Annotated in this window: 22 protein-coding genes; 12 read left to right on the forward strand and 10 right to left on the reverse strand. The window is 73.7% G+C overall.

Translation table 11 applies throughout. The features are described from left to right. Positions 1 to 3: 3 nt before the first annotated feature. Positions 4 to 375, reverse strand: coding sequence for a hypothetical protein (locus RM590_RS04055; RefSeq protein WP_311702961.1), 372 nt, complete (start codon positions 373 to 375; stop codon positions 4 to 6). 62 nt (positions 376 to 437) lie between these two features. On the opposite strand from RM590_RS04055, the gene RM590_RS04060 reads away from it, so the two are divergent. The 3 genes from RM590_RS04060 to RM590_RS04070 all read left to right on the forward strand — a co-directional run bounded on the left by RM590_RS04060 (position 438) and on the right by RM590_RS04070 (position 2532). Continuing rightward, on the forward strand, positions 438 to 788 hold the full coding sequence (locus RM590_RS04060; protein WP_311702962.1) for an alpha/beta fold hydrolase: 351 nt from the start codon (positions 438 to 440) through the stop codon (positions 786 to 788). An 86-nt stretch (positions 789 to 874) separates the two neighbouring features. Next, positions 875 to 1789: an ATP-binding cassette domain-containing protein gene (locus RM590_RS04065; RefSeq protein WP_311702963.1), complete on the forward strand. Its 915-nt coding sequence runs from the start codon at positions 875 to 877 to the stop codon at positions 1787 to 1789. Next, positions 1786 to 2532, forward strand: coding sequence for an ABC transporter permease subunit (locus RM590_RS04070; RefSeq protein ID WP_311702964.1), 747 nt, complete (start codon positions 1786 to 1788; stop codon positions 2530 to 2532). The genes RM590_RS04065 and RM590_RS04070 overlap by 4 nt, the downstream gene beginning before the upstream one ends. A gap of 16 nt (positions 2533 to 2548) precedes the next feature. On the opposite strand, the gene RM590_RS04075 is transcribed toward RM590_RS04070, so the two are convergent. Beyond that, positions 2549 to 4747, reverse strand: a complete 2199-nt coding sequence (locus tag RM590_RS04075; protein WP_311702965.1) for a bifunctional serine/threonine-protein kinase/ABC transporter substrate-binding protein — start codon at positions 4745 to 4747, stop codon at positions 2549 to 2551. 140 nt (positions 4748 to 4887) lie between these two features. Between RM590_RS04075 and RM590_RS04080 the strand changes: the two genes are divergently transcribed. The 3 genes from RM590_RS04080 (at position 4888) to RM590_RS04090 (ending at position 6439) form a co-directional block, all read left to right on the forward strand. Next, entirely contained in the window at positions 4888 to 5373 is a 486-nt protein-coding gene (locus RM590_RS04080; protein ID WP_311702966.1) for an RrF2 family transcriptional regulator, read from the forward strand. Positions 5374 to 5455: 82 nt separating this feature from the next. Continuing rightward, complete coding sequence (locus RM590_RS04085) at positions 5456 to 5911, forward strand: carboxymuconolactone decarboxylase family protein (RefSeq protein ID WP_311702967.1); 456 nt, start codon at positions 5456 to 5458, stop codon at positions 5909 to 5911. Between the two features lie 21 nt (positions 5912 to 5932). After that, positions 5933 to 6439 carry a cupin domain-containing protein gene (locus RM590_RS04090; RefSeq protein ID WP_311702968.1) on the forward strand — a complete coding sequence of 169 codons (507 nt, stop codon included), beginning with the start codon at positions 5933 to 5935 and terminating at the stop codon, positions 6437 to 6439. On the opposite strand, the gene RM590_RS04095 is transcribed toward RM590_RS04090, so the two are convergent. Continuing rightward, the gene (locus RM590_RS04095) at positions 6411 to 7010 is read right to left on the reverse strand and encodes a DUF4232 domain-containing protein (protein WP_311702969.1); all 600 of its coding nucleotides are present in this window, start codon (positions 7008 to 7010) and stop codon (positions 6411 to 6413) included. The two genes, RM590_RS04090 and RM590_RS04095, sit on opposite strands and share 29 nt — an antisense overlap. Before the next feature lie 198 nt (positions 7011 to 7208). Here RM590_RS04095 and RM590_RS04100 point away from each other — a divergent pair, with 198 nt between their 5' ends. Together RM590_RS04100 and RM590_RS04105 are read left to right on the forward strand one after the other, a co-directional pair. Further along, positions 7209 to 7628, forward strand: a complete 420-nt coding sequence (locus RM590_RS04100) for a DoxX family protein (RefSeq protein WP_311702970.1) — start codon at positions 7209 to 7211, stop codon at positions 7626 to 7628. Between the two features lie 81 nt (positions 7629 to 7709). After that, the gene (locus RM590_RS04105; protein ID WP_311702971.1) at positions 7710 to 8852 is read left to right on the forward strand and encodes a MarP family serine protease; all 1143 of its coding nucleotides are present in this window, start codon (positions 7710 to 7712) and stop codon (positions 8850 to 8852) included. Positions 8853 to 8857: 5 nt separating this feature from the next. On the opposite strand, the gene RM590_RS04110 is transcribed toward RM590_RS04105, so the two are convergent. Next, on the reverse strand, positions 8858 to 9202 hold the full coding sequence (locus RM590_RS04110) for a hypothetical protein (protein WP_311702972.1): 345 nt from the start codon (positions 9200 to 9202) through the stop codon (positions 8858 to 8860). A gap of 229 nt (positions 9203 to 9431) precedes the next feature. Here RM590_RS04110 and RM590_RS04115 point away from each other — a divergent pair, with 229 nt between their 5' ends. After that, a complete protein-coding gene (locus RM590_RS04115; RefSeq protein ID WP_311702973.1) occupies positions 9432 to 10298 on the forward strand; it encodes a phosphatidylinositol-specific phospholipase C/glycerophosphodiester phosphodiesterase family protein in 867 nt (288 codons plus the stop codon). A 12-nt stretch (positions 10299 to 10310) separates the two neighbouring features. Here the strand turns inward: RM590_RS04115 and RM590_RS04120 are convergent, their stop codons facing one another. From RM590_RS04120 to RM590_RS04130, 3 genes are all read right to left on the reverse strand, one after another. After that, entirely contained in the window at positions 10311 to 10511 is a 201-nt protein-coding gene (locus RM590_RS04120) for a hypothetical protein (RefSeq protein WP_311702974.1), read from the reverse strand. Positions 10512 to 10622: 111 nt separating this feature from the next. Continuing rightward, a complete protein-coding gene (locus tag RM590_RS04125) occupies positions 10623 to 11477 on the reverse strand; it encodes a fumarylacetoacetate hydrolase family protein (protein WP_311702975.1) in 855 nt (284 codons plus the stop codon). A gap of 105 nt (positions 11478 to 11582) precedes the next feature. Further along, positions 11583 to 12374, reverse strand: coding sequence for a VOC family protein (locus tag RM590_RS04130; protein ID WP_311702976.1), 792 nt, complete (start codon positions 12372 to 12374; stop codon positions 11583 to 11585). Between the two features lie 68 nt (positions 12375 to 12442). Here RM590_RS04130 and RM590_RS04135 point away from each other — a divergent pair, with 68 nt between their 5' ends. After that, complete coding sequence (locus RM590_RS04135; RefSeq protein WP_311702977.1) at positions 12443 to 12979, forward strand: hypothetical protein; 537 nt, start codon at positions 12443 to 12445, stop codon at positions 12977 to 12979. Here RM590_RS04135 and RM590_RS04140 read toward each other — a convergent pair. Further along, positions 12973 to 13977, reverse strand: a complete 1005-nt coding sequence (locus tag RM590_RS04140; RefSeq protein ID WP_394813780.1) for an arabinan endo-1,5-alpha-L-arabinosidase — start codon at positions 13975 to 13977, stop codon at positions 12973 to 12975. The two genes, RM590_RS04135 and RM590_RS04140, sit on opposite strands and share 7 nt — an antisense overlap. Before the next feature lie 170 nt (positions 13978 to 14147). On the opposite strand from RM590_RS04140, the gene RM590_RS04145 reads away from it, so the two are divergent. Together RM590_RS04145 and RM590_RS04150 are read left to right on the forward strand one after the other, a co-directional pair. After that, the gene (locus RM590_RS04145; protein ID WP_311702978.1) at positions 14148 to 15689 is read left to right on the forward strand and encodes an alkaline phosphatase D family protein; all 1542 of its coding nucleotides are present in this window, start codon (positions 14148 to 14150) and stop codon (positions 15687 to 15689) included. A 2-nt stretch (positions 15690 to 15691) separates the two neighbouring features. Next, positions 15692 to 16519: a polysaccharide lyase family protein gene (locus RM590_RS04150; protein ID WP_311702979.1), complete on the forward strand. Its 828-nt coding sequence runs from the start codon at positions 15692 to 15694 to the stop codon at positions 16517 to 16519. 17 nt (positions 16520 to 16536) lie between these two features. Here RM590_RS04150 and RM590_RS04155 read toward each other — a convergent pair whose 3' ends face one another. Together RM590_RS04155 and RM590_RS04160 are read right to left on the reverse strand one after the other, a co-directional pair. Continuing rightward, on the reverse strand, positions 16537 to 16863 hold the full coding sequence (locus tag RM590_RS04155) for a hypothetical protein (RefSeq protein WP_311702980.1): 327 nt from the start codon (positions 16861 to 16863) through the stop codon (positions 16537 to 16539). 107 nt (positions 16864 to 16970) lie between these two features. Next, the gene (locus tag RM590_RS04160; RefSeq protein WP_311702981.1) at positions 16971 to 17489 is read right to left on the reverse strand and encodes a hypothetical protein; all 519 of its coding nucleotides are present in this window, start codon (positions 17487 to 17489) and stop codon (positions 16971 to 16973) included. Between the last annotated feature and the right edge of the window lie 17 nt (positions 17490 to 17506).

Here is a 17506-nt window from a genome sequence, read left to right on the forward strand (position 1 = left end):
GCGTCAGGCCGCGCCGTCGACCAGGGCCGTCGCCGTCCGCGCCAGCGTTTCCCGGGCGGGGAGGCCGCCGTCGAGGTAGTCGCCGACCATCGCGCCGTCGCGCAGCAGGACGAGGGCGTCGGCGGTGGACTCCGGGGCGGGGTGGCCGAGTTCGCGCAGGAGGCCGGAGACGGCGGCGCGGAACCAGGCGCGGTGCTCGGTGACCACGCGGCGCACCGGGTGGCCGGGGTCCGGGAACTCGGCCGCGGCGATGAGGCGGTCGACGAGCCGCTCGACCACGACCGGGCACCGGCGGACCTCTGTGTCGCCGAACTCGTCGGCCACTACGAGGCGTTCGTCCGCGCCCTGCCCGAGCCGCCGGTCGTCATCGGGCACTCCTTCGGCGGCCTCGTCACGCAGATCCTGCTGGACCAGGGCTCGGCCGGGCCGGTGTCGCGGTGCACCCGGCGCCACCGCGGGGCGTGCTGCGCCTGCCGCTGTCCGCGCCGCGGTCGGCCTGGCCGGTCCTGCGGAATCCGGCGGACCGGCGCCGGGCCGCCACCCTCGTCGACTTCCGCAACAGCGACCGGGCACCGCTGCTGCTTGTCGCGGGCGACGCCGACCACGGCATCCCGGCCGCGGTGGTCCGGGAGAACCACCGGCGCTACCGCCGGTCCACGGCGATCACCGAGTACAAGGAGTACCCCGGGCGCGACCACCTCACCGCCCTCCACGAGGGCTGGGAGGACGTCGCCGACTACGCCCTGGCCGGGGCCAGCACGGCCGCGCCGGCGCCGCTCGCCCCCTGACGGCGCGCCGGCGTACTCCCGGCGGCGTAGGCGGCGACTCCCCGCGGCAGATGTCCGGTCACCGGCGCGCACCTAGCGTCGCGGACATGATCGATGTGCATGAGCTCACCAAACGGTATGGGCCGAAAACGGCCGTGGACGGGCTCTCGTTCACCGTGCGGCCGGGGCGGGTCACCGGCTTCCTCGGCCCGAACGGGGCGGGCAAGTCCACCACCATGCGGCTGATCCTCGGCCTGGACAGCCCCACCTCCGGCAGCGTGCTGATCGGCGGCCGGACGTACCGGGAGCTGGCCGCGCCGCTGCGCGTGGTCGGATCGCTGCTGGACGCGAAGGGGGTGCACGGCGGCCGGTCCGCGTATCACCACGTGGCCGGACTGGCCGCCGGGAACGGCATTCCGCGCCGCCGGGTGGACGAGGTGCTGGCCCTCGTCGGGCTCGATCCCGGCACCGCGCGGAAGCGGACCCGGGGCTTCTCGCTGGGCATGGGCCAGCGGCTGGGGATCGCCGCCGCGCTGCTGGGCGACCCGGCGGTGCTGATCCTCGACGAGCCGGTCAACGGCCTGGACACCGAGGGCATCCGCTGGATCCGGGAGCTGATGAAGTCGCTGGCGGCGCAGGGGCGGACGGTGTTCCTCTCCAGCCACCTGATGAGCGAGATGGAGCTGACCGCCGATCATCTGATCGTGGTCGGACGTGGCAGGCTGCTGGCGGACGCGCCGATGCGGGAGTTCATCGAGTCGCACTCCGGGGGCCGGACGCTGGTGCGCGCGGCGGACGCCGCGCGGCTGCGGGAGCCGCTGGAACGCGCCGGGGCCCGGGTCACGCCGGATACGGGCGGCGGCTGGCTGGTGGACGGCCTCGACGCCGGGGCGATAGGCGAGCTGGCCCGCGCGCACGACGTGGCGCTGCGCGAACTGACGCCGCTGCGCTCCTCGTTGGAGGAGGTCTACACGGCCATGGCGGGGGCGTCGGCCGAGTACCGGGCGGAGGCGGTCCGATGACACCGCGGTTCCGGCAGGCGCTGGCGTTCGAGTGGATCAAGTTCCGCAGCGTCCGTTCCACGGTGTGGACCACGGCGGTGATGGCCGTCCTGCCCGTGCCGGGCGCGGTGTTCGTGGCGGCGACCGAGAGCCTTCAGCCCGACGACACGGTGCTGGGCGGCAGCCTGACCATCGCCGTGCCCGCGCTGATGCTGGCCGCCGTGGTCGGCGCGCTGGTGATGTGCGGGGAGTACGGCAGCGGCACGATCCGCACCACGTTCGCGGCGGTGCCGCGCCGGGGCACCGTGCTGGCGGCGAAGGCGGTGCTGGTCGCCGTGCTGCTCTCGGCCCTGGCGCTGCCGTCGGTGACGGCCGCCTATCTGGTGGGCGACGCGCTGCTGGACGACTCCTACGCGCAGGGCGATCCGATGCCGGCGCTGCTGGGGGTGGCGGGCGCGTTCGCGGTCGCCGGGCTGCTGGGGCTGGCCCTGGGCACGCTGATCCGGCACGCGGCGGGCGCGGTGACGGCCGTGGTCGCGGGGCTGGTGCTGCCGTCGATGCTCGGGCCGCTGTTCGGCGATGCCGAGAGGTGGGTGGCCGGGATCTCGCCGACGGCCGCGCTGGAGAAGCTCGTGCAGAGCTCGGACGCGACGGCGGAGGCGGTCGGCTCGCTCGGTGCCTGGCCCTCGTTGCTGCTGGTAACGGGCTACACGGCGCTGGCGCTGCTGGCCGCGGCCGCCCTGCTGCGCCGCCGCGACGTCTGACTGGTGGCCCGTGTCGTCAGCCCTCGTAGTCCTCGGCCGGTCCCAGGGGCGTGAACCTGCCGTCCTCGACCCGGAAGAGATGCGGGCCGGTGCCGGCGAACTCGCCGTCGCCGCCGAAGCTGACGACGCCGGTCACGCCCTCGTGGGTGGCGCCCGTCAACTGGTCGAAGACCCGGCCGCGCTCGGCCTCCGCGCCGAGCCCGCGCACGGCCTCGATGATCATCCGGGTCACGTCGTACGCCTGGGCGGCGAACCTGCCCGGTTCCTGGGCGAATTCCGCCCGATAGCGTTCGGCGAAGGCCGTGCGCTCCTGGGTCAGGGACAGATCCCGGGCGGGGGTGACCACGTACCAGCCCTCGGCCTCGGCCGCGAACTCCTCGTCCATGACGCCGTGGGAGGCGACCCGGACGCCGTCGAAGCCCGCGTGGTCGAGGTCCCGGGACAGGCCCAGGCCGCCCTGGGAGAAGCCGGCGAACACCACGGCGTCCCGCTCCAGCGCCTGGGCCGCGACCTCGGACCAGTCGACGTCGCCGGCGACGACGCCCCAGCCCCCGCCCGGCACCTCGATGCCCCGGTCACCCATGGCCTGCTCCGCGCTGGAGGCGATGTGGTCGCCGTGGGAGGAGTCGATCTTGGCCAGCGTCACCGTCTCCACCGGCATCCCGTCCAGGAAGGCGGCCATCGCCACGCCCGTCTGCCGGTCGTTGGGGATGCCGCGCAGGAGGGTGCCGAAGCTCGGCACGTCGAGCGCCATGTCGCTGACCGAGGGGGTGACCGCCGTGAGCCCGCCGGACTCGTAGACGCCGGCGGCGCGGTCCGCGCCGTCGGCGGCCACGGGGCCGACCACGGCGAGGACGTCCGGCTCGTCGACGGCGAGACGGGCCGCCGACTCCACGGAGCCCGAACTGTCGGGGTGCGCCTCGAAGACCTCGAAGGAAACGGCGCTCTCCCCGGAGTCGTTGGCCTCGCGGACGGCCAGCAGCACCGCGTTCAGCAGGCTGGCCCGGCCGGTCGTCGGACCCTGATAGGCGATCTTCACGGTCCGGGGCGGCGCATCCGACGTGCCGTCGCCGGAGCCGTTGGAGCCGTTGGAACCGTCGGAGTCGCCCGAGTCGCCGGACCCGACGAGGTTCCAGCCGAGCCAGCCGACGGCGGCCACGCCCGCCGCGCCGCCAGCGCCCGCGAGCAGGCGGCGCCGCGACGGGCCGCGGGCGGGCGGCGGCTGCGTGGTGCCCATGGTCGGCGGAAGCGGCGGCTGGGGCGGCGTGGCTCCCACGGTGGGCGAAAGCGGCGCCGGGGGCCCCGGCCGGGGGAGGCTCATGTCGGTGCGCTCCCGCACCGTGCGGGCGACCGACGCGGGCAGCCAGTCGGCGGCGGCGAGAAGCTGCTCCCCGAGCGGCCCGTTCCCCCTCGCCCGCTCCAGCCAGTCCACCAGCACGGCCAGGGTGGGGCGGGCCTGAGGGGCCTTGGCCAGGCACTGTTCGACCAGCCCGCGCAGCCCGGGGGCCAGCGCGTCGAGCGTCGGATCCTCGTACACCGCGCGGAAGTTGAGGATGTGCGGCGAACCGGAACCGAACGGCCCGACGCCGGTGGCGGCGTAGGTGAGCACCGCGCCCAGGGCGAAGACGTCGCTGGGCGGGCCCACCGTCCCGCCCGTGAGCTGCTCGGGCGACATGAAGCCGGGGGTGCCCGCCATCATCATGGTCTGGGTCAGCGCGGTGCCCTCGGCCGCGATGGAGATCCCGAAGTCGATCACGCGCGGCCCGTCCGGCGCCAGCAGCACATTGGACGGCTTCAGGTCGCGGTGCACCACCCCGGCGGCGTGGATCGCCTCCAGCGCCTCGACCAGGCCGGCGCCCAGCGAGCGCACGGAGCCCTCGGACCACGGCCCGTGCTCGGTCATGGCCTCCGCCAGCGACATGCCGGGGACATACGCCGTGGCCAGCCAGGGCGGAGTCCCGTCGGGATCGGCGTCGATCAGGCCCGCGGTGAAGAAGCCGTTGACCCGGCGGGCGGCGGCCACCTCCCGGGCGAAACGCCGCGCGAACCCGGCGTCGCCCGCGAGATCCGGCCGGATCACCTTCACCGCCACCGGCCGCCCGCCGGGCGACCAGCCCAGGTAGACCCGGCCCATGCCGCCCGAACCCAGCCGGGCCGCGATCCGGTACCGGCCAATGCGCGCCGGATCCCCCGCCTCCAGTGCCTGAAACGCCATCGCTCCCCCACCCCTCCTCCGCGTCCGGGCCCCACCGCACCGACGCACACACCAGCCGGGTTGCGCCCCAAGTAGCCTACTGGTGGCCAGGATTGGCGCGGGGGTTGCGCCAATAATTCAGGACGTCTAATATCCAGATTATGCGAATGAGCGAGGGCGTCGAGTGGGCTCTGCACAGTTGCCTCAACCTCACCTGGACCGAGTCCGGCGAGGCGATGACGGCGGCCCGGCTGGCCGCGTTCTACGACCTGCCCGCCGCCTACCTGAACAAGCAGCTTCAAGCACTCGCCCGGGCCGGCATCCTCACCTCCACCCCCGGGCCGCGCGGCGGCTTCCGGCTGGCGCGCCCGCCGGAGCGGATCAGCCTGCTGGACGTGGTCACCGCCATCGAGGGCGGGGTCGAGGCGTTCCGCTGCGACGAGGTACTGCGGAAGGGGCCCGGCGGCCGCGAGGACGTGGACTACCGGACGCTGTGCGTGATTTCGCAGTCCATGCGGCGGGCCGAGCTGGCCTGGCGCCGGGAGCTGGCCGGCACGACGCTGGCCGACATCAGGGCCACGGTCGAGGAGCGCCACCCGGGCACCCCCGAGTCCACGCGGAGCTGGTTCGCCTCCCGGCGGCCGTGAGGCGGCGGCGCGCTCCCCGACGCCTCTCGCTGCGCTCTCGATTCTGGACACTATCTATCCAAGAAAGATGGAAAGGCTCACCATGACTCAGCACGCGCCCCGCGTCAGCATCCGCCGGCACGCCGCCGACGGCTATCGGGCCCTGCTCGCCCTGGAGACCTCGCTGGCCGCCGGGCCGGTGCCCAAGAGCACGCTGGAGCTGATCCGGCTGCGCGTCAGCCAGATCAACGGCTGCGGCTTCTGCGTGGACATGCACGCCCGGGACGCCAGGCGGGACGGCGAGACGGACGAACGGCTCGCCACCGTGGCGGCCTGGCGCGAGACGCCCTACTTCACCGACGCCGAGCGCGCCGCGCTCGCCCTCGCCGAGGCGGCCACCCGCATAGCGGACCGCGCGGAGGGCGTGCCGCAGGACGTGTGGGACGAGGCCGCCCGCCACTACGATGAGCCGGCTCTGGCCACGCTCGTCATGGCCATCGCCGCGATCAACGCCTGGAACCGCATCAACGTCACCGTCCGCAACCTGGCCGGCTCCTGATCCGAGAGAGGGAGAACTCCCATGAACCGCAGCCTTCTTGTCCGCGCCGCCACGGCCGAGACACTGACCGACGGCCCGGCCAGCCTGATCACCCTGCTCGCCGACTCCGGCACCACCGGGGGCGCGCTGACGGCCAACCGCGCCACGCTGCGCGCCGATTCACCCGGCGCACCGCCGCACTACCACTCCGGCGCGACGGAGATGTTCTTCGTGCTGGACGGGCAACTCCAGGCGCTGGACGGGGACTCGGTGGTGACGCTGGACACGGGCGACCTGCTGGTCGTCCCGCCCGGGCGGCCGCACGCGTTCGCGCCGGCGCCCGGTGCCGCGGCCGACGTGCTCATTGCGTTCAGCCCGGGCATGAACCGGTTCGACTACTACCGGCTGCTGGAGCGGGTGCACCTGGGCACGGCGGACATCGCCGAAGTGCGCGCCTCCTCGGAGCGTTTCGACAACCACTACGTCGACAGCCCCGCCTGGCGCGCGGCCCGAGCTGCCGCTACTGCGCCGAAGGACCCCACGCGCTGACACCCAGCATGCCCGTGGTCCCCAGATCGATGGCGCCGTCCAGCGCCACGGTCCGGGTGGGCTCGCCCTCCGCCACGGCGATGTCCAGGAACGGGGCGTTGACCGGCGGCTCCCAGCCCGTCACCGTGTTGCGCCAGACCAGGCCAGCCGACGCCTGCTCACCCGGCTGAAGGGTCAGCGGCACCGGCCCGTCGTCGAAGCCCTCGATCATCGCGATGGGCTCCGAGCCGTGCACAATCTCGATGTCCAGCGGCTGCCGCTCCTCGTCGAGGAGCGTGAGGACGGGGTAGCCGTTCACCTCCACCGGAGCGGTGCCGCAGTTGGTCAGCGACAGACTGAGGACGCGCAGCCCCATGGCCGCCTCCCGGGCAGTCTCCGTGATCCGCACGCCCGACTCCGGACAGGCCGGCCCGGGCACCGGGGCGGGCACGGCGACGCCCTTGCCCTGGGCCGCGGGACCGGAGCTTTCCGCGGCGGCCGACTCGGTGCCGCAGGAGGCGGCCAGCATCCCGAGGGCGGCGAGCGCCAGCGGGGGCGCGAGGTGGCGGGCACGTGTGCGCGAGCTGGTCATCACGCAGTGATCGTCGCACGGCGCGCGCGGCCGGGGAACGGGGCCTCCGGTTGCCGGACCCACCGCGGCCCAGCACAGTGAAGGAAACGACCGCGTGCGCGGCGGGGCGTTGCGCCAGGTGGCGACTGGCCGGCTTCCGGTGGGGGTACAAACCGCATACTTCCCGAGAATCCCCATCCGCCGCCTCTGGAGGCGTCCATGGACATTCTGGTACTCATCGGGCGGATCCTCTTCATCCCCCTCTTCCTGAACTCCGCGATCGGCCATCTCACCCAGACCAAGATGATGGCCGGCTACGCCGGTTCCAAAGGCCTCCCCGCGCCTCAGGCATCGGTCCTCGGCTCCGGTGTCGTCATGCTCCTCGGCGCGCTGAGCGTGCTGCTCGGCGTGTGGGCCGACCTCGGCGCGCTGCTGCTGGCGATCTTCCTGATCCCGACGGCCGTGCTGATGCACCCGTTCTGGAAGGAGAGCGACGCGACCGCCCGGCAGAATGAAATGATCCAGTTCTTCAAGGACATCTCGCTGGCCGGGGCGTCCCTCATGTTGTTCGCGCTGTTCTCGTTCGCCGACGACGACCTCGGACTCACTCTCACCGGGCCGCTCTTCGGCATCGACTGACACCGGCGGGCCCCGGGCGGGAACCCCGCGGCCGGCCGCCGCGTTCCAATTGCGAACGAACCGGCCCAAGGGGGACCCCGGGTGAATCTGCTGGATGTGCTGCTGCTGATCGCCGTGGTCCTCGCGGCCGTCTCCGGGTTCCAGCGCGGCCTGATCGCCGGTGTCGTCTCGCTGATCGGCTTTGTCGGCGGGGCGGCGCTGGGCGTCTGGCTGCTGCCGTTCGCCGTGGACCGCCTGACGCCCGGTTCGGCCGAGGCGATGGTGGTCGCGCTGCTGGTGGTGCTGGTCCCCGCCGCCATCGGGCAGGCCGTGGCCTGGCCGACGGCGGTGCGGCTGCGGGACGCGGTGCGGCACGCCCCCACCCGATGGCTGGACGGCGTCGGCGGCGCCGTCTTCAACGGCGTGGCCGTGCTGATCGTCGCCTGGATGGCCGCCAGCGCGCTGACCCCCACGCCCTCCCCGGGGCTCAACCGCGCCGTTCAGGACTCCTCGGTGCTGGGCGCCGTCCAGGACCGGATGCCGGCCCAGGCGCCCACCTGGTTCAACCGGGCCACCGACGTGCTCAACGACGCCGGCTTCCCCCAGGTGTTCAACCCCTTCGAGAACGACCCCACCGCCCAGGTCCCCGAGCCCTCCGGGGACAGCGTGACCGAGGCCGCGGTCGCCGCCGCGCAGAGCAGCACCGTCAAGGTCACCGCCACCGCGGGCTTCTCCGGACAGGAGGGCAGCGGCTTCGTCTACGCCGACGAGCGCGTCATGACCAACGCCCATGTGGTGGACGGCGCCGACGTCACCGCGGTGCAGGTCGGCGGCGTCGGGCGGCGGCTGGAGGCCACCGTGATCCTGCTCGACCCGGACGTGGACGTGGCGGTGCTCGCCGTGCCGGGGCTCGACGCGCCCGCGCTGTCGTTCGCCGACGACGCGAGCCGGGGCGACCCGGCGGTGGTCGCGGGCTACCCGGAGGACGGGCCCCTCGACCTGCGGGCGGCCACGGTCGCGGGCCGCACCTCCGCCCAGGGCCAGGACATCCACGGCGACAGCCTGGTCACCCGCGACATCTACTCGGTGCGCTCCCTGGTCCGCCCGGGGAACTCCGGCGGTCCCCTGCTCACCACGGACGGCCAGGTCTACGGCATGGTCTTCGCCCGTTCCGTGACCGACTCCGAGACCGGATACGTGCTGACGGCGGACCAAATACGAGGCCACGCCGAGCAGGCCGGGTAGCGGCCTCAGCCGGTCTCCACCAGGCGGAGCAGTTCGCCGGTCGCGCGCTCCGCCCGCGCCGGCTCCCCGGGCCCGGGCCGCAGCACCAGCCCCGGGCGCTCGCCCCACTTGGGGGAGACGTTGTAGCGCGTGCCGTTGATCGTCATGGTGAGCGTCTTGCCTCCGGAGAAGCGGACCCGGGCGGCCCGCACATCGGCCAGGGGCGCGCTGTCGATCACGTGCCGGTCCGAGCCCAGGAGGCGCAGCACCCCGTCCGCGACGGTCACGAATCCGTGCCGGGCGACCGGCCGGATCCCCTTGCCGATGTGCACCTCGTCGAAGACGCGCTCGGGCTCTCCGTTGGGAACCATGTCTGCCTCCGTTTGCTTGCGGCATACGGAAGTTGACGGGTACCCGGCTCGCCCGCCCCAAACCGGGCCGACCCCCTCAATGCGCATTTGCCGCATATGCCGCGATATCGCATGTGCATGGGGGAACGCGTCGATGACCGGTCGGAGAACTCTTCGATCACGTCTGCCAATTGCCGCGCCCTCCCCGGATACTCACTCGCGTCCGGCCACACCGTCCCGGGGAGGAATCGTGGCGTACCTCAGTCGTCGTCGTGCCATCGGGGGAGCCGCCGCGCTCTCCGCCGCCCTCGCCGGGGGTCTGGCCGGAACGGCCACCGCCGCCGGCCGCGGATCCGGCCGGGGCACCGTGCCGCTGCGCCAGGCGCACGCCCACAACGACTACGAGCACGACCGGCCGCTGCACGACGCCCTGGCACACGGGTTCACCAGTGTGGAGGCCGACATCTGGCTGGTGGACGGGCAGTTGCTCGTCGCCCACGACGCGGTGGACCTCGACCCGGCGCGCACCCTGGAGTCGCTGTACCTCGACCCGCTGGCCGACCGGGTCCGCGCGAACGGCGGCCGGGTCCACCGCGGGCACCAGGTGTCGCTCCAGCTCCTGATCGACATCAAGAACACCGGCGAGGCCACCTACCTGGAGCTGTCCCGCCGGCTGCGCGAGTACGACCGGATCTTCTCCTCGGCCCGCGGCGGCCGCGTGCGCACCAGGGCGGTCACCGCCGTCATATCCGGGGACCGCGCCGCCCGGGCGCCCATGGAGCGGGAGGGCCTGCGGTACGCGTTCTACGACGGCCGGCTGGACGACCTCGGCACGGCCGCGCCCGCCTCGTTCATCCCGCTGATCAGCAGCAACTGGAACAGCAGCTTCCGCTGGCTGGGCGAGGGCCCCATGCCCGCCGCCGAGCGCGAGCTGCTGCACCGCATCACGGGCGCGGCGCACGCGGCCGGGCAGCGGGTGCGCTTCTGGGCGACGCCGGACGTTCCCGGCGCGGCCCGCGAGGCGGTGTGGCGGGAGCTGCTGGCCGCCGGGGTCGATCACCTCAACACCGACGACCTGGCCGGTCTTGAGGCGTTCCTCCGGGCGGCGGGCCGGTAGCTCCTCGCCCGCCTACGCGCGGGCCAGGGGGTCGTCGATCCAGGCGTACCGCGTGCCGCGCCCCTCGGTACACCGCAGTTCGTACAGTCCTCCGGACTGCCGGGCCGCCAGCATCAGCGGCAGCGGCACGCGGTCGGTGATGACGACGTCCACGGCCCGGCCGTCGCGTGGGCCGCCGTCGAATCTGACGCGGATCACATGGTGCTCAGCCATGGCGCCAACCTATCCGGGCGGCGCGGCGCGGCGCGCCGCCCGGAAGAGTGGCTCGGCGAACGCGAGTTGGAGCCGGAGTTTCGCCGGCCGGGGCGTGCGCCGGCGCACCGGTCAGGGCGCGTCGCGGCACACCGAGCGCTGCCGGCCCAGCCCGCTGATCTCCAGCTCCACCACGTCCCCGGCCTTCAGATAGGGGAAGCGGCCGGAGAGCGCGACGCCCTGCGGGGTGCCGGTGTTGATGATGTCGCCCGGTTCCAGCACGAGGTACTGGGACAGGTGGTGCACCAGCTCGGCCACGCCGAAGATCATGTCGGCGGTGCTGGAGTCCTGCCGGGGCTCGCCGTTGACCCAGGACCGCAGGCGAAGCGCCTGCGGGTCGCCGACCTCGTCGGCGGTGACCAGCACCGGGCCCAGCGGGTTGAACGTCTCGCAGCTCTTGCCCTTGGACCACTGGCCGCCCGACTCGTCGAGCTGATAGGTGCGTTCGGAGACGTCGTCGCTGACGGCGTACCCGGCGACGTGCGCGAGCGCGTCGGCGGGCGAGTCCAGGTAGCGGGCGCGGCGGCCGATGACGACGGCCAGTTCGACCTCCCAGTCGGTCTTGACCGAGCCGCGCGGGATGAGCACGTCGTCGGCCGGGCCGACCACGGTGTTGGGCGACTTGTAGAAGAGGATCGGCCGCTCGGGCGGCTCGGCGCCGGACTCGGCGGCGTGCGCGGCGTAGTTCTGGCCTATGCACAGCACGGCGGAGGGGCGGGCGACGGGCGCGCCGACGCGTTCCCCCGCGATGTCGGTCTCCGGCAGCCGCACCGGGTCGGGCACCAGCCCGGGGTCCTCGGCGAGCGCCGCCAGGAACGCGCCGTCGATGTCGGCGGTGACCGGCCGCAGATCGTAGTGGCGTTCGCCGTCGCCGGAGGCGAGCACGGGCCGCTCCCGGCCCGCCTCGCCGATGCGCATGAGACGCATGTGGGGTGACTCCTCGTGTTCCGTTCCGCCGTTCGGGCGCGTGATCGCGCTGAGCGCACTCTCTCCCAACAGGCCCGGGGACTCAACGCCCGGCGGCGAAACAATTCACGACAAGGAGGGCACCTCACCGCGTGTGTGCGAGGTGTCGATCACGGAGAACCGCACCCCCTGCGGGTCGGCCACCGCGGCGAACCGGCCGAAGGGGCTGTCGGTGGGCCCGTCGACCACCAGCCCGCCCAGCCGCATTACATCCGCCACCACCGTGTCGCAGTCCCGGACGGCGAAGTAGATCTCGGAGTGCGGCGGCGTCTGCTCCGGCGCGTCGCCCGGCATCCGCATCCGCCCGATCACCGGCGAGCCGCCGATGCTCCACACGTGGTAGTCGGCCTCGGGCGGGCCCGCCATCTTCTTGACGTCGAACGGGAAGACCGCCGGGAAGAACGCGTCGGCCGCGGCCGGGTCGCGCGTGACGATCTCGGCCCAGCAGAACGAGCCCGGGTCCATGGTCCGCTCGAACCCGTGGTGCCGCCCGGCCTCCCACACCCCGAACAGCACCCCGCCCGGGTCGGCGGCCAGCAGCATCCGGCCGAACTCGCCGATCTCCATGGGCTCCAGCAGCACCCGCCCGCCGTGCTCCCGCACCTTGTCGGCGGTGGCCGCGACGTTCGGCGAGGCGAAGTACAGCGTCCAGGCGGGCGGCGCCTCCTGCCCGGCCATCTGCGGCGCCAGCGCGGCCACGGCCTTGCCGTCGACCGACGCCTGCGCGTAGCCGCCGAACTCCGGCGAGCCCTCCTCGAAGGACCAGCCCAGCAGCTCGGCGTAGAAGCGCTTCGCGGCCGGGAGATCCAGCACGGTGGCATCGGCCCAGCAGGGCGCGCCCTCAGAAAAGTCACCCACGGGAACCGTCCCTTCCGCGGTCGAAACCAGGTGGTTCCACGCTAGCCAGCCCACCGATAATCGGCACGGTGAGCGATACCCCCACCCCACCCGGGGCCCGCGCCTGGCCGCGGGTCCCGCGTCTGGACCCCGCCCGAACGGCCGACGCCCTGCACGCGGCGACCGGCATCCGGCTCACCGTGGAGGGCCCCTGCCCCGGCGGGCAGGTGGGCACCGCGTATGTGCGCCGGCCGGACGGCCACCGTTCGGTCCTGAAGTGGCGCGCCGAGGCCGCGCTGGAGGAGCTGCGCGCGGGCCCGGTCACCGTCACCGACACGCTGCGCGCCGCCGGCTACCCCGTGCCCGCCACCGAGCTGTCCGTCCAGTTGGGGCCGGCCGTCGTGCTCGTTCAGGAGCTGCTGCCGGGCAGCGCGCCGCGGCGGCTGGACGCGGCCGGGCTGGACCGGGTGCTGGCGCTGAACGCTCCGCTGGCAATGCGGTCAGAGGGCTGGAGCTGCCGTCAAGAACGCGCGGGCCGTCCGTGGCCGATCGCGCCCACGCGGCGGAGCCGCCCGAGGTCACAGCCCCGCGCCCCTTACGGGGCGCGTCTCCGGCCCGGTCAGTAGGCGACCGGCCAGCCGCTGCTCCAGTCCAGCAGGTTGACGCCGAGCTTGGGCGCCCCGTTGTCCTCGCCGTCGTAGTAGTGGTAGACGAGCAGGTCGCCGTCCGTGTCGGACAGCACGGACTGCCCGCCGGGGCCGATGAAGCGGCCGTGCGACTCCAGGACGAACGTGCCGCCGCCCGCCAGCAGGCTCCGGCCGTCGGCGTCCGCATAGGGGCCGGTCGGGCTCGTCGAGCGGCCCACCTTGATGTGGTAGGTGCTGTCCGTGCCCGCGCAGCAGGTGCCGTAGGAGTTGAACAGGTAGTAGTGGTCGCCGTGCTTGATCAGCGCCGGGCCCTCGATGCCGCCCTCGGCCGAGGCCAGGCTGTGCACCTCGGTGTGGTCCGGGTGCTGCTTGCCGGTCGCCGGGTCGAGCTGGATCATCTTGATCCCCGACCACCAGGAGCCGAAGGCCAGCCACCAGGTGCCGTCGTCGTCGACCAGGAGGCTGGGGTCGATGGCGTTGTAGTCGGAGTCCGACGAGGTGCTGTGCACGATGCCCTGATCGGTGAAGCTGCCGGGCAGTCCGGTGTCGCTGGTGGCCAGGCCGATGGCCGAGGTGTTCGAACCGAAGCTGGAGACGGCGTAGTACATCCAGTACGTCCCGTTGTGGTACGAGATGTCCGGCGCCCAGGGGCTCTGCTCCGGCGAGTACCGCGACCACCAGGACTGCGGTCCGGTGAACGCCGACCCCGCGTTGCTGAACGCGGTGCGGTCCGGTGACGTGCGCGCGTCCAGCAGGTTGTTCGAGCCGTAGAGGGCGTAACCGCTGTCGGTCCTGATCATCGACGGGTCGTGGATGCCGATGTCGCCGGTCACCAGGCCCGGGTTGGGGTAGGCGGCGGTCGCGCCGGGCGGCCACAGCAGCAGCGCCAGCGCGGCGGCGGCGCCCGCCAGCCCGGCACGCCGGGCGAACTTCGGCCAGCGCGGCCGGAGTTGGCCGTTGACGGTGGTACGACTCACGGTGGATCTCCTTGTGGGGGGACGCTCTTGGTTCACTCAGAGGTGGTCGCCGGACCCCGAAAGGTTGCCCGGAGTCATCCCGCGCGCCGCCCGCCCGTCACCCCCCTGCGCCAGCGTGCTTGCCGACCGGCGCCGAACAGGGCGCTCGAGCAGGGACATTCACCGCGCACATGGACGCACACATACCGGAATCCGGCCCCCATCCCCGCCGCCGCTCCCTCCTCCAGTTCGCCGGCGTCGGCTCGGCGGCCCTGCTGTCCGGCATCGGCGTGCCGGGCACCGCCGAGGCCGCCTGGTCCGGGGAGCGCATCCCCGACGACCCGTTCCGGCTCGGCGTCGCCTCCGGCGACCCGGCCGACGACGGCTTCCTCCTGTGGACCCGGCTGGCCCCCGAGCCGCTGGCCCTCGACGGGCACGGCGGGATGCCGCGCGCCTCGTTCGACGTGCGGTGGGAGGTGGCGGAGGACGAGCGGTTCCGGCGGGTCGCGCGCGACGGCCTGGCCCGGGCGACGCCCGACCTGGCGCACTCGGTGCATCCGCGGGTGCGCGGCCTGCGGCCCGGACGGCAGTACTTCTACCGCTTCCACGCCGGGCGCTGGACCAGCCCGGTGGGCCGGGTGCGGACCATGCCGCGGCGCGGCACCATGCCCGCCTCGTTCACCTTCGCCTCGGCGTCCTGTCAGGCGTGGTACCACGGGTGGTTCACCGCGCACCGGCACCTGGCCGCCGACGACCCGGACCTGGTGTTCTTCCTCGGCGACTACATCTACGAGTACGCCATCACCGCGGCCAACCTGTGGCGGCGGGGCGTCACGCTCGGCGAGGGCCACGACCACGAGACCGTGACGCTGGAGGACTACCGGCTGCGGTACGCGCTCACCAAGAGCGACCCGGACCTCCAGGCCGCGCACGCCGCCGCCGCGTTCGTCATCACGCCGGACGACCACGAGGTGCAGAACAACTACGCCGACGAGACGTCCCAGTACGGCATCTCGCCGGCCGACTTCCGGCTGCGCCGCGCCGTGGCCTACCGGGCGCTGTACGAGAACGCGCCGCTCGCGCTGGAGGCGCTGCCGGACGGGCCGGACGCGCGGCTGCACCGGCGGCTGACCGTGGGCGACCTGGCGACGGTCAACGTCCTGGACACCCGGCAGTACCGCTCCCCCGCCGAGGGCTCGATCCTGGGCGCCGCGCAGGAACGGTGGCTGCTGGACGGGCTGCGCCGCTCGGACGCCACCTGGAACGTGCTCGCGCAGCAGGTCGCGGTCATGCACGTCACGGACGACCGCGTCGACCAGTGGGACGGGTTCCCGGCGGAACGCCGGCGGCTGCTGGACACGTTCGCCCTGCCGTCCGTCGCCAACCCGCTGGTGCTGACCGGCGACACCCACCGCGCCACGGCCGGCGACCTGCTCGGGGACTTCGCCGACCCCGACTCGCCGGTCGTCGGCACCGAGCTGATCACCACGTCCATCGCCTCCGACGGCGACGGCGCGGACCACGACCAGTACGAGCAGGACTGGATCCAGCACCCCTGGGTCAAGTTCTACAGCGGGCGCCGCGGTTACACGCTCGGCCGGCTGACGCCGAGCGAGCTGACCGTCGACTTCCGCGCCGTTCCCTATGTCCAGGGCGACGCCGCCGCGCCCGTGTCCACCCTCGCCCGTTTCGTCACCGAGGCCGGACGCCCGGGCCTGGAGAAGGTGAACTGACCATGGCACAGCACACGATCAGGGGCCTCACCGCCACCGGCCGGGTCGCGGCCGTCGACCTCGCCTGGGAGCCGCTGCCCTGGGAGCCGCTGGTGGACCACTACGCGGTGTACGCGGCGCGCGGCCGGGCCCCCGAGCCGGGCCCGCGCACGCTGCTGGCGAAGACGCTGTACCCGCACTTCACCCACGCGGTGCTCGGTCCCGAGGCGGTGACCTGGCACTACAAGGTGGTCGCCGTGGTGGCCTCCGGCGAACGGGGCCGCCCGGCGGCGGCGTCGGCGACGACCGAGCCGTCGTACGCGATCGGCGAACCGCTCGTGGCGGTCGGCTCGTTCGACCACCAGGGGCTGGAGTTCGCGCTGTCCCCGAACGGCAGCTCCCGCTACCTGGCGACGTTCCCGGCCGGCGTCGACTACCGGTACGGCACCAGCCGCCCGGAGAACGACTGGCCGTATCTGCACCCGGGCCCCGCCGACTCCTGGGCGGGCCGCCGCGCGCACACGTTCACTCTGCGCTTCGCCCTGGACGCGCCCCCCACGGCCGACCCTGGATTCGCGCTGTGGCTGACCGACTCGCACGCGACCATCCCCGGGAAGGCACGGCTGGCGGTCAACGGCACGGAGATCACGGTGATCGAGTTCGCGAGGGGCGCCACGAAGGGCTCCCTGGAGGGCGACGCCACCCGCCCGGGCACGCCGCTGAAGCCCTCCTTCGTCGAACTCCCCCTGCCCGCCGGGGCGTTCACGGCCGGGGAGAACACGCTGACGCTGGCGAAGACGGAGGGCTCCTGGCACGCCTACGACGCGATCGGGGTGTTCGCGGCCCGGTAGGTGTCCTGGCCCGCTCACTAGGCTGGACGCGTGATCCCGTTCCGCGGAACGTCCGGGTCCGTCGCGGCGGTGGGGGCCGCCGTCGGGGCCGTGTGCGTGACCGTGTTCAGCCCCTGGTGGGGCCTGCCCACCGTCGTTGTCGCGTTCTTCTGCGGGCTGCGGCGGGGGACGGAGCGGGTGGGGTCGTTCCTGCTGGTCGCCCTGCTGGCCCTGGGGGCCGGGGCCGCGCCCGGGTCGCCGAGCCCGCCCGGCCACAGGGCCGTGAGAAGCGCCCCGCCGGCGGCCAGCAGCGCGGCGGCCCCGGCCAACCGCCGGGACCAGCCGTTGTGTTGTCGCAGATCCATTGCCATGGGCACCGGACCCTAGGCAGGCACGCGGCCCCGGTCCCGGGCCGAAAGACAGCCCCCACCCCCGACTTTCGTCGGGGTTGACGAGGGCGGGGCCGCCCGTTTCAGTGGCCGCCGGCCGGCTCCCGGCAGCCGCCCTCCATATAGACGCCGTGCGCCTCGACCGTCACCGCGGCCGGACCGACGATGCCCTCCAGGCAGACCGGGGAGAGCGAGACGGCGAAGGTCACCTGGTCGCCGAAGGCCGCGGTGAAGACGGCGTCCGCCTGGTAACCAAGGCCGGTCAGGGCGCCGTTGACCTCCTCCGGCCCGAACTCGCCGCCGGTGCGCAGCGTTTCCAGCGCCTGCCGCGCCCGCTCGGCCTCCTCCTCGCCGCGCCGCTGCTCGGCGGGGTCGAGGTCGAGGGTGTCGCGGAAGGCGTGGTTCTCGGAGTACCGCTCCCCGAACTCGCTCTCCCCGCCCGAGACTTCATCGCCCGCGCCTTCACCGGTCGGAGCTTCGGATGCCGGCGCCTCGGACGGCGGCGCGGCGGCGTCGTCGGCCGCCTCCTCCCCACAGCCGGCGAGCAGCAGGACGGCGAGCGCCGCGAGAAGGGCGCCCGGGATTCCTCTCAGCAGAGTCATGGCCTCAGCGTGACAGC

This window comes from Streptomyces litchfieldiae (genome assembly GCF_031845365.1).
In the GTDB taxonomy this organism is placed as follows: Bacteria; Actinomycetota; Actinomycetes; order Streptomycetales; family Streptomycetaceae; genus Streptomyces; species Streptomyces litchfieldiae.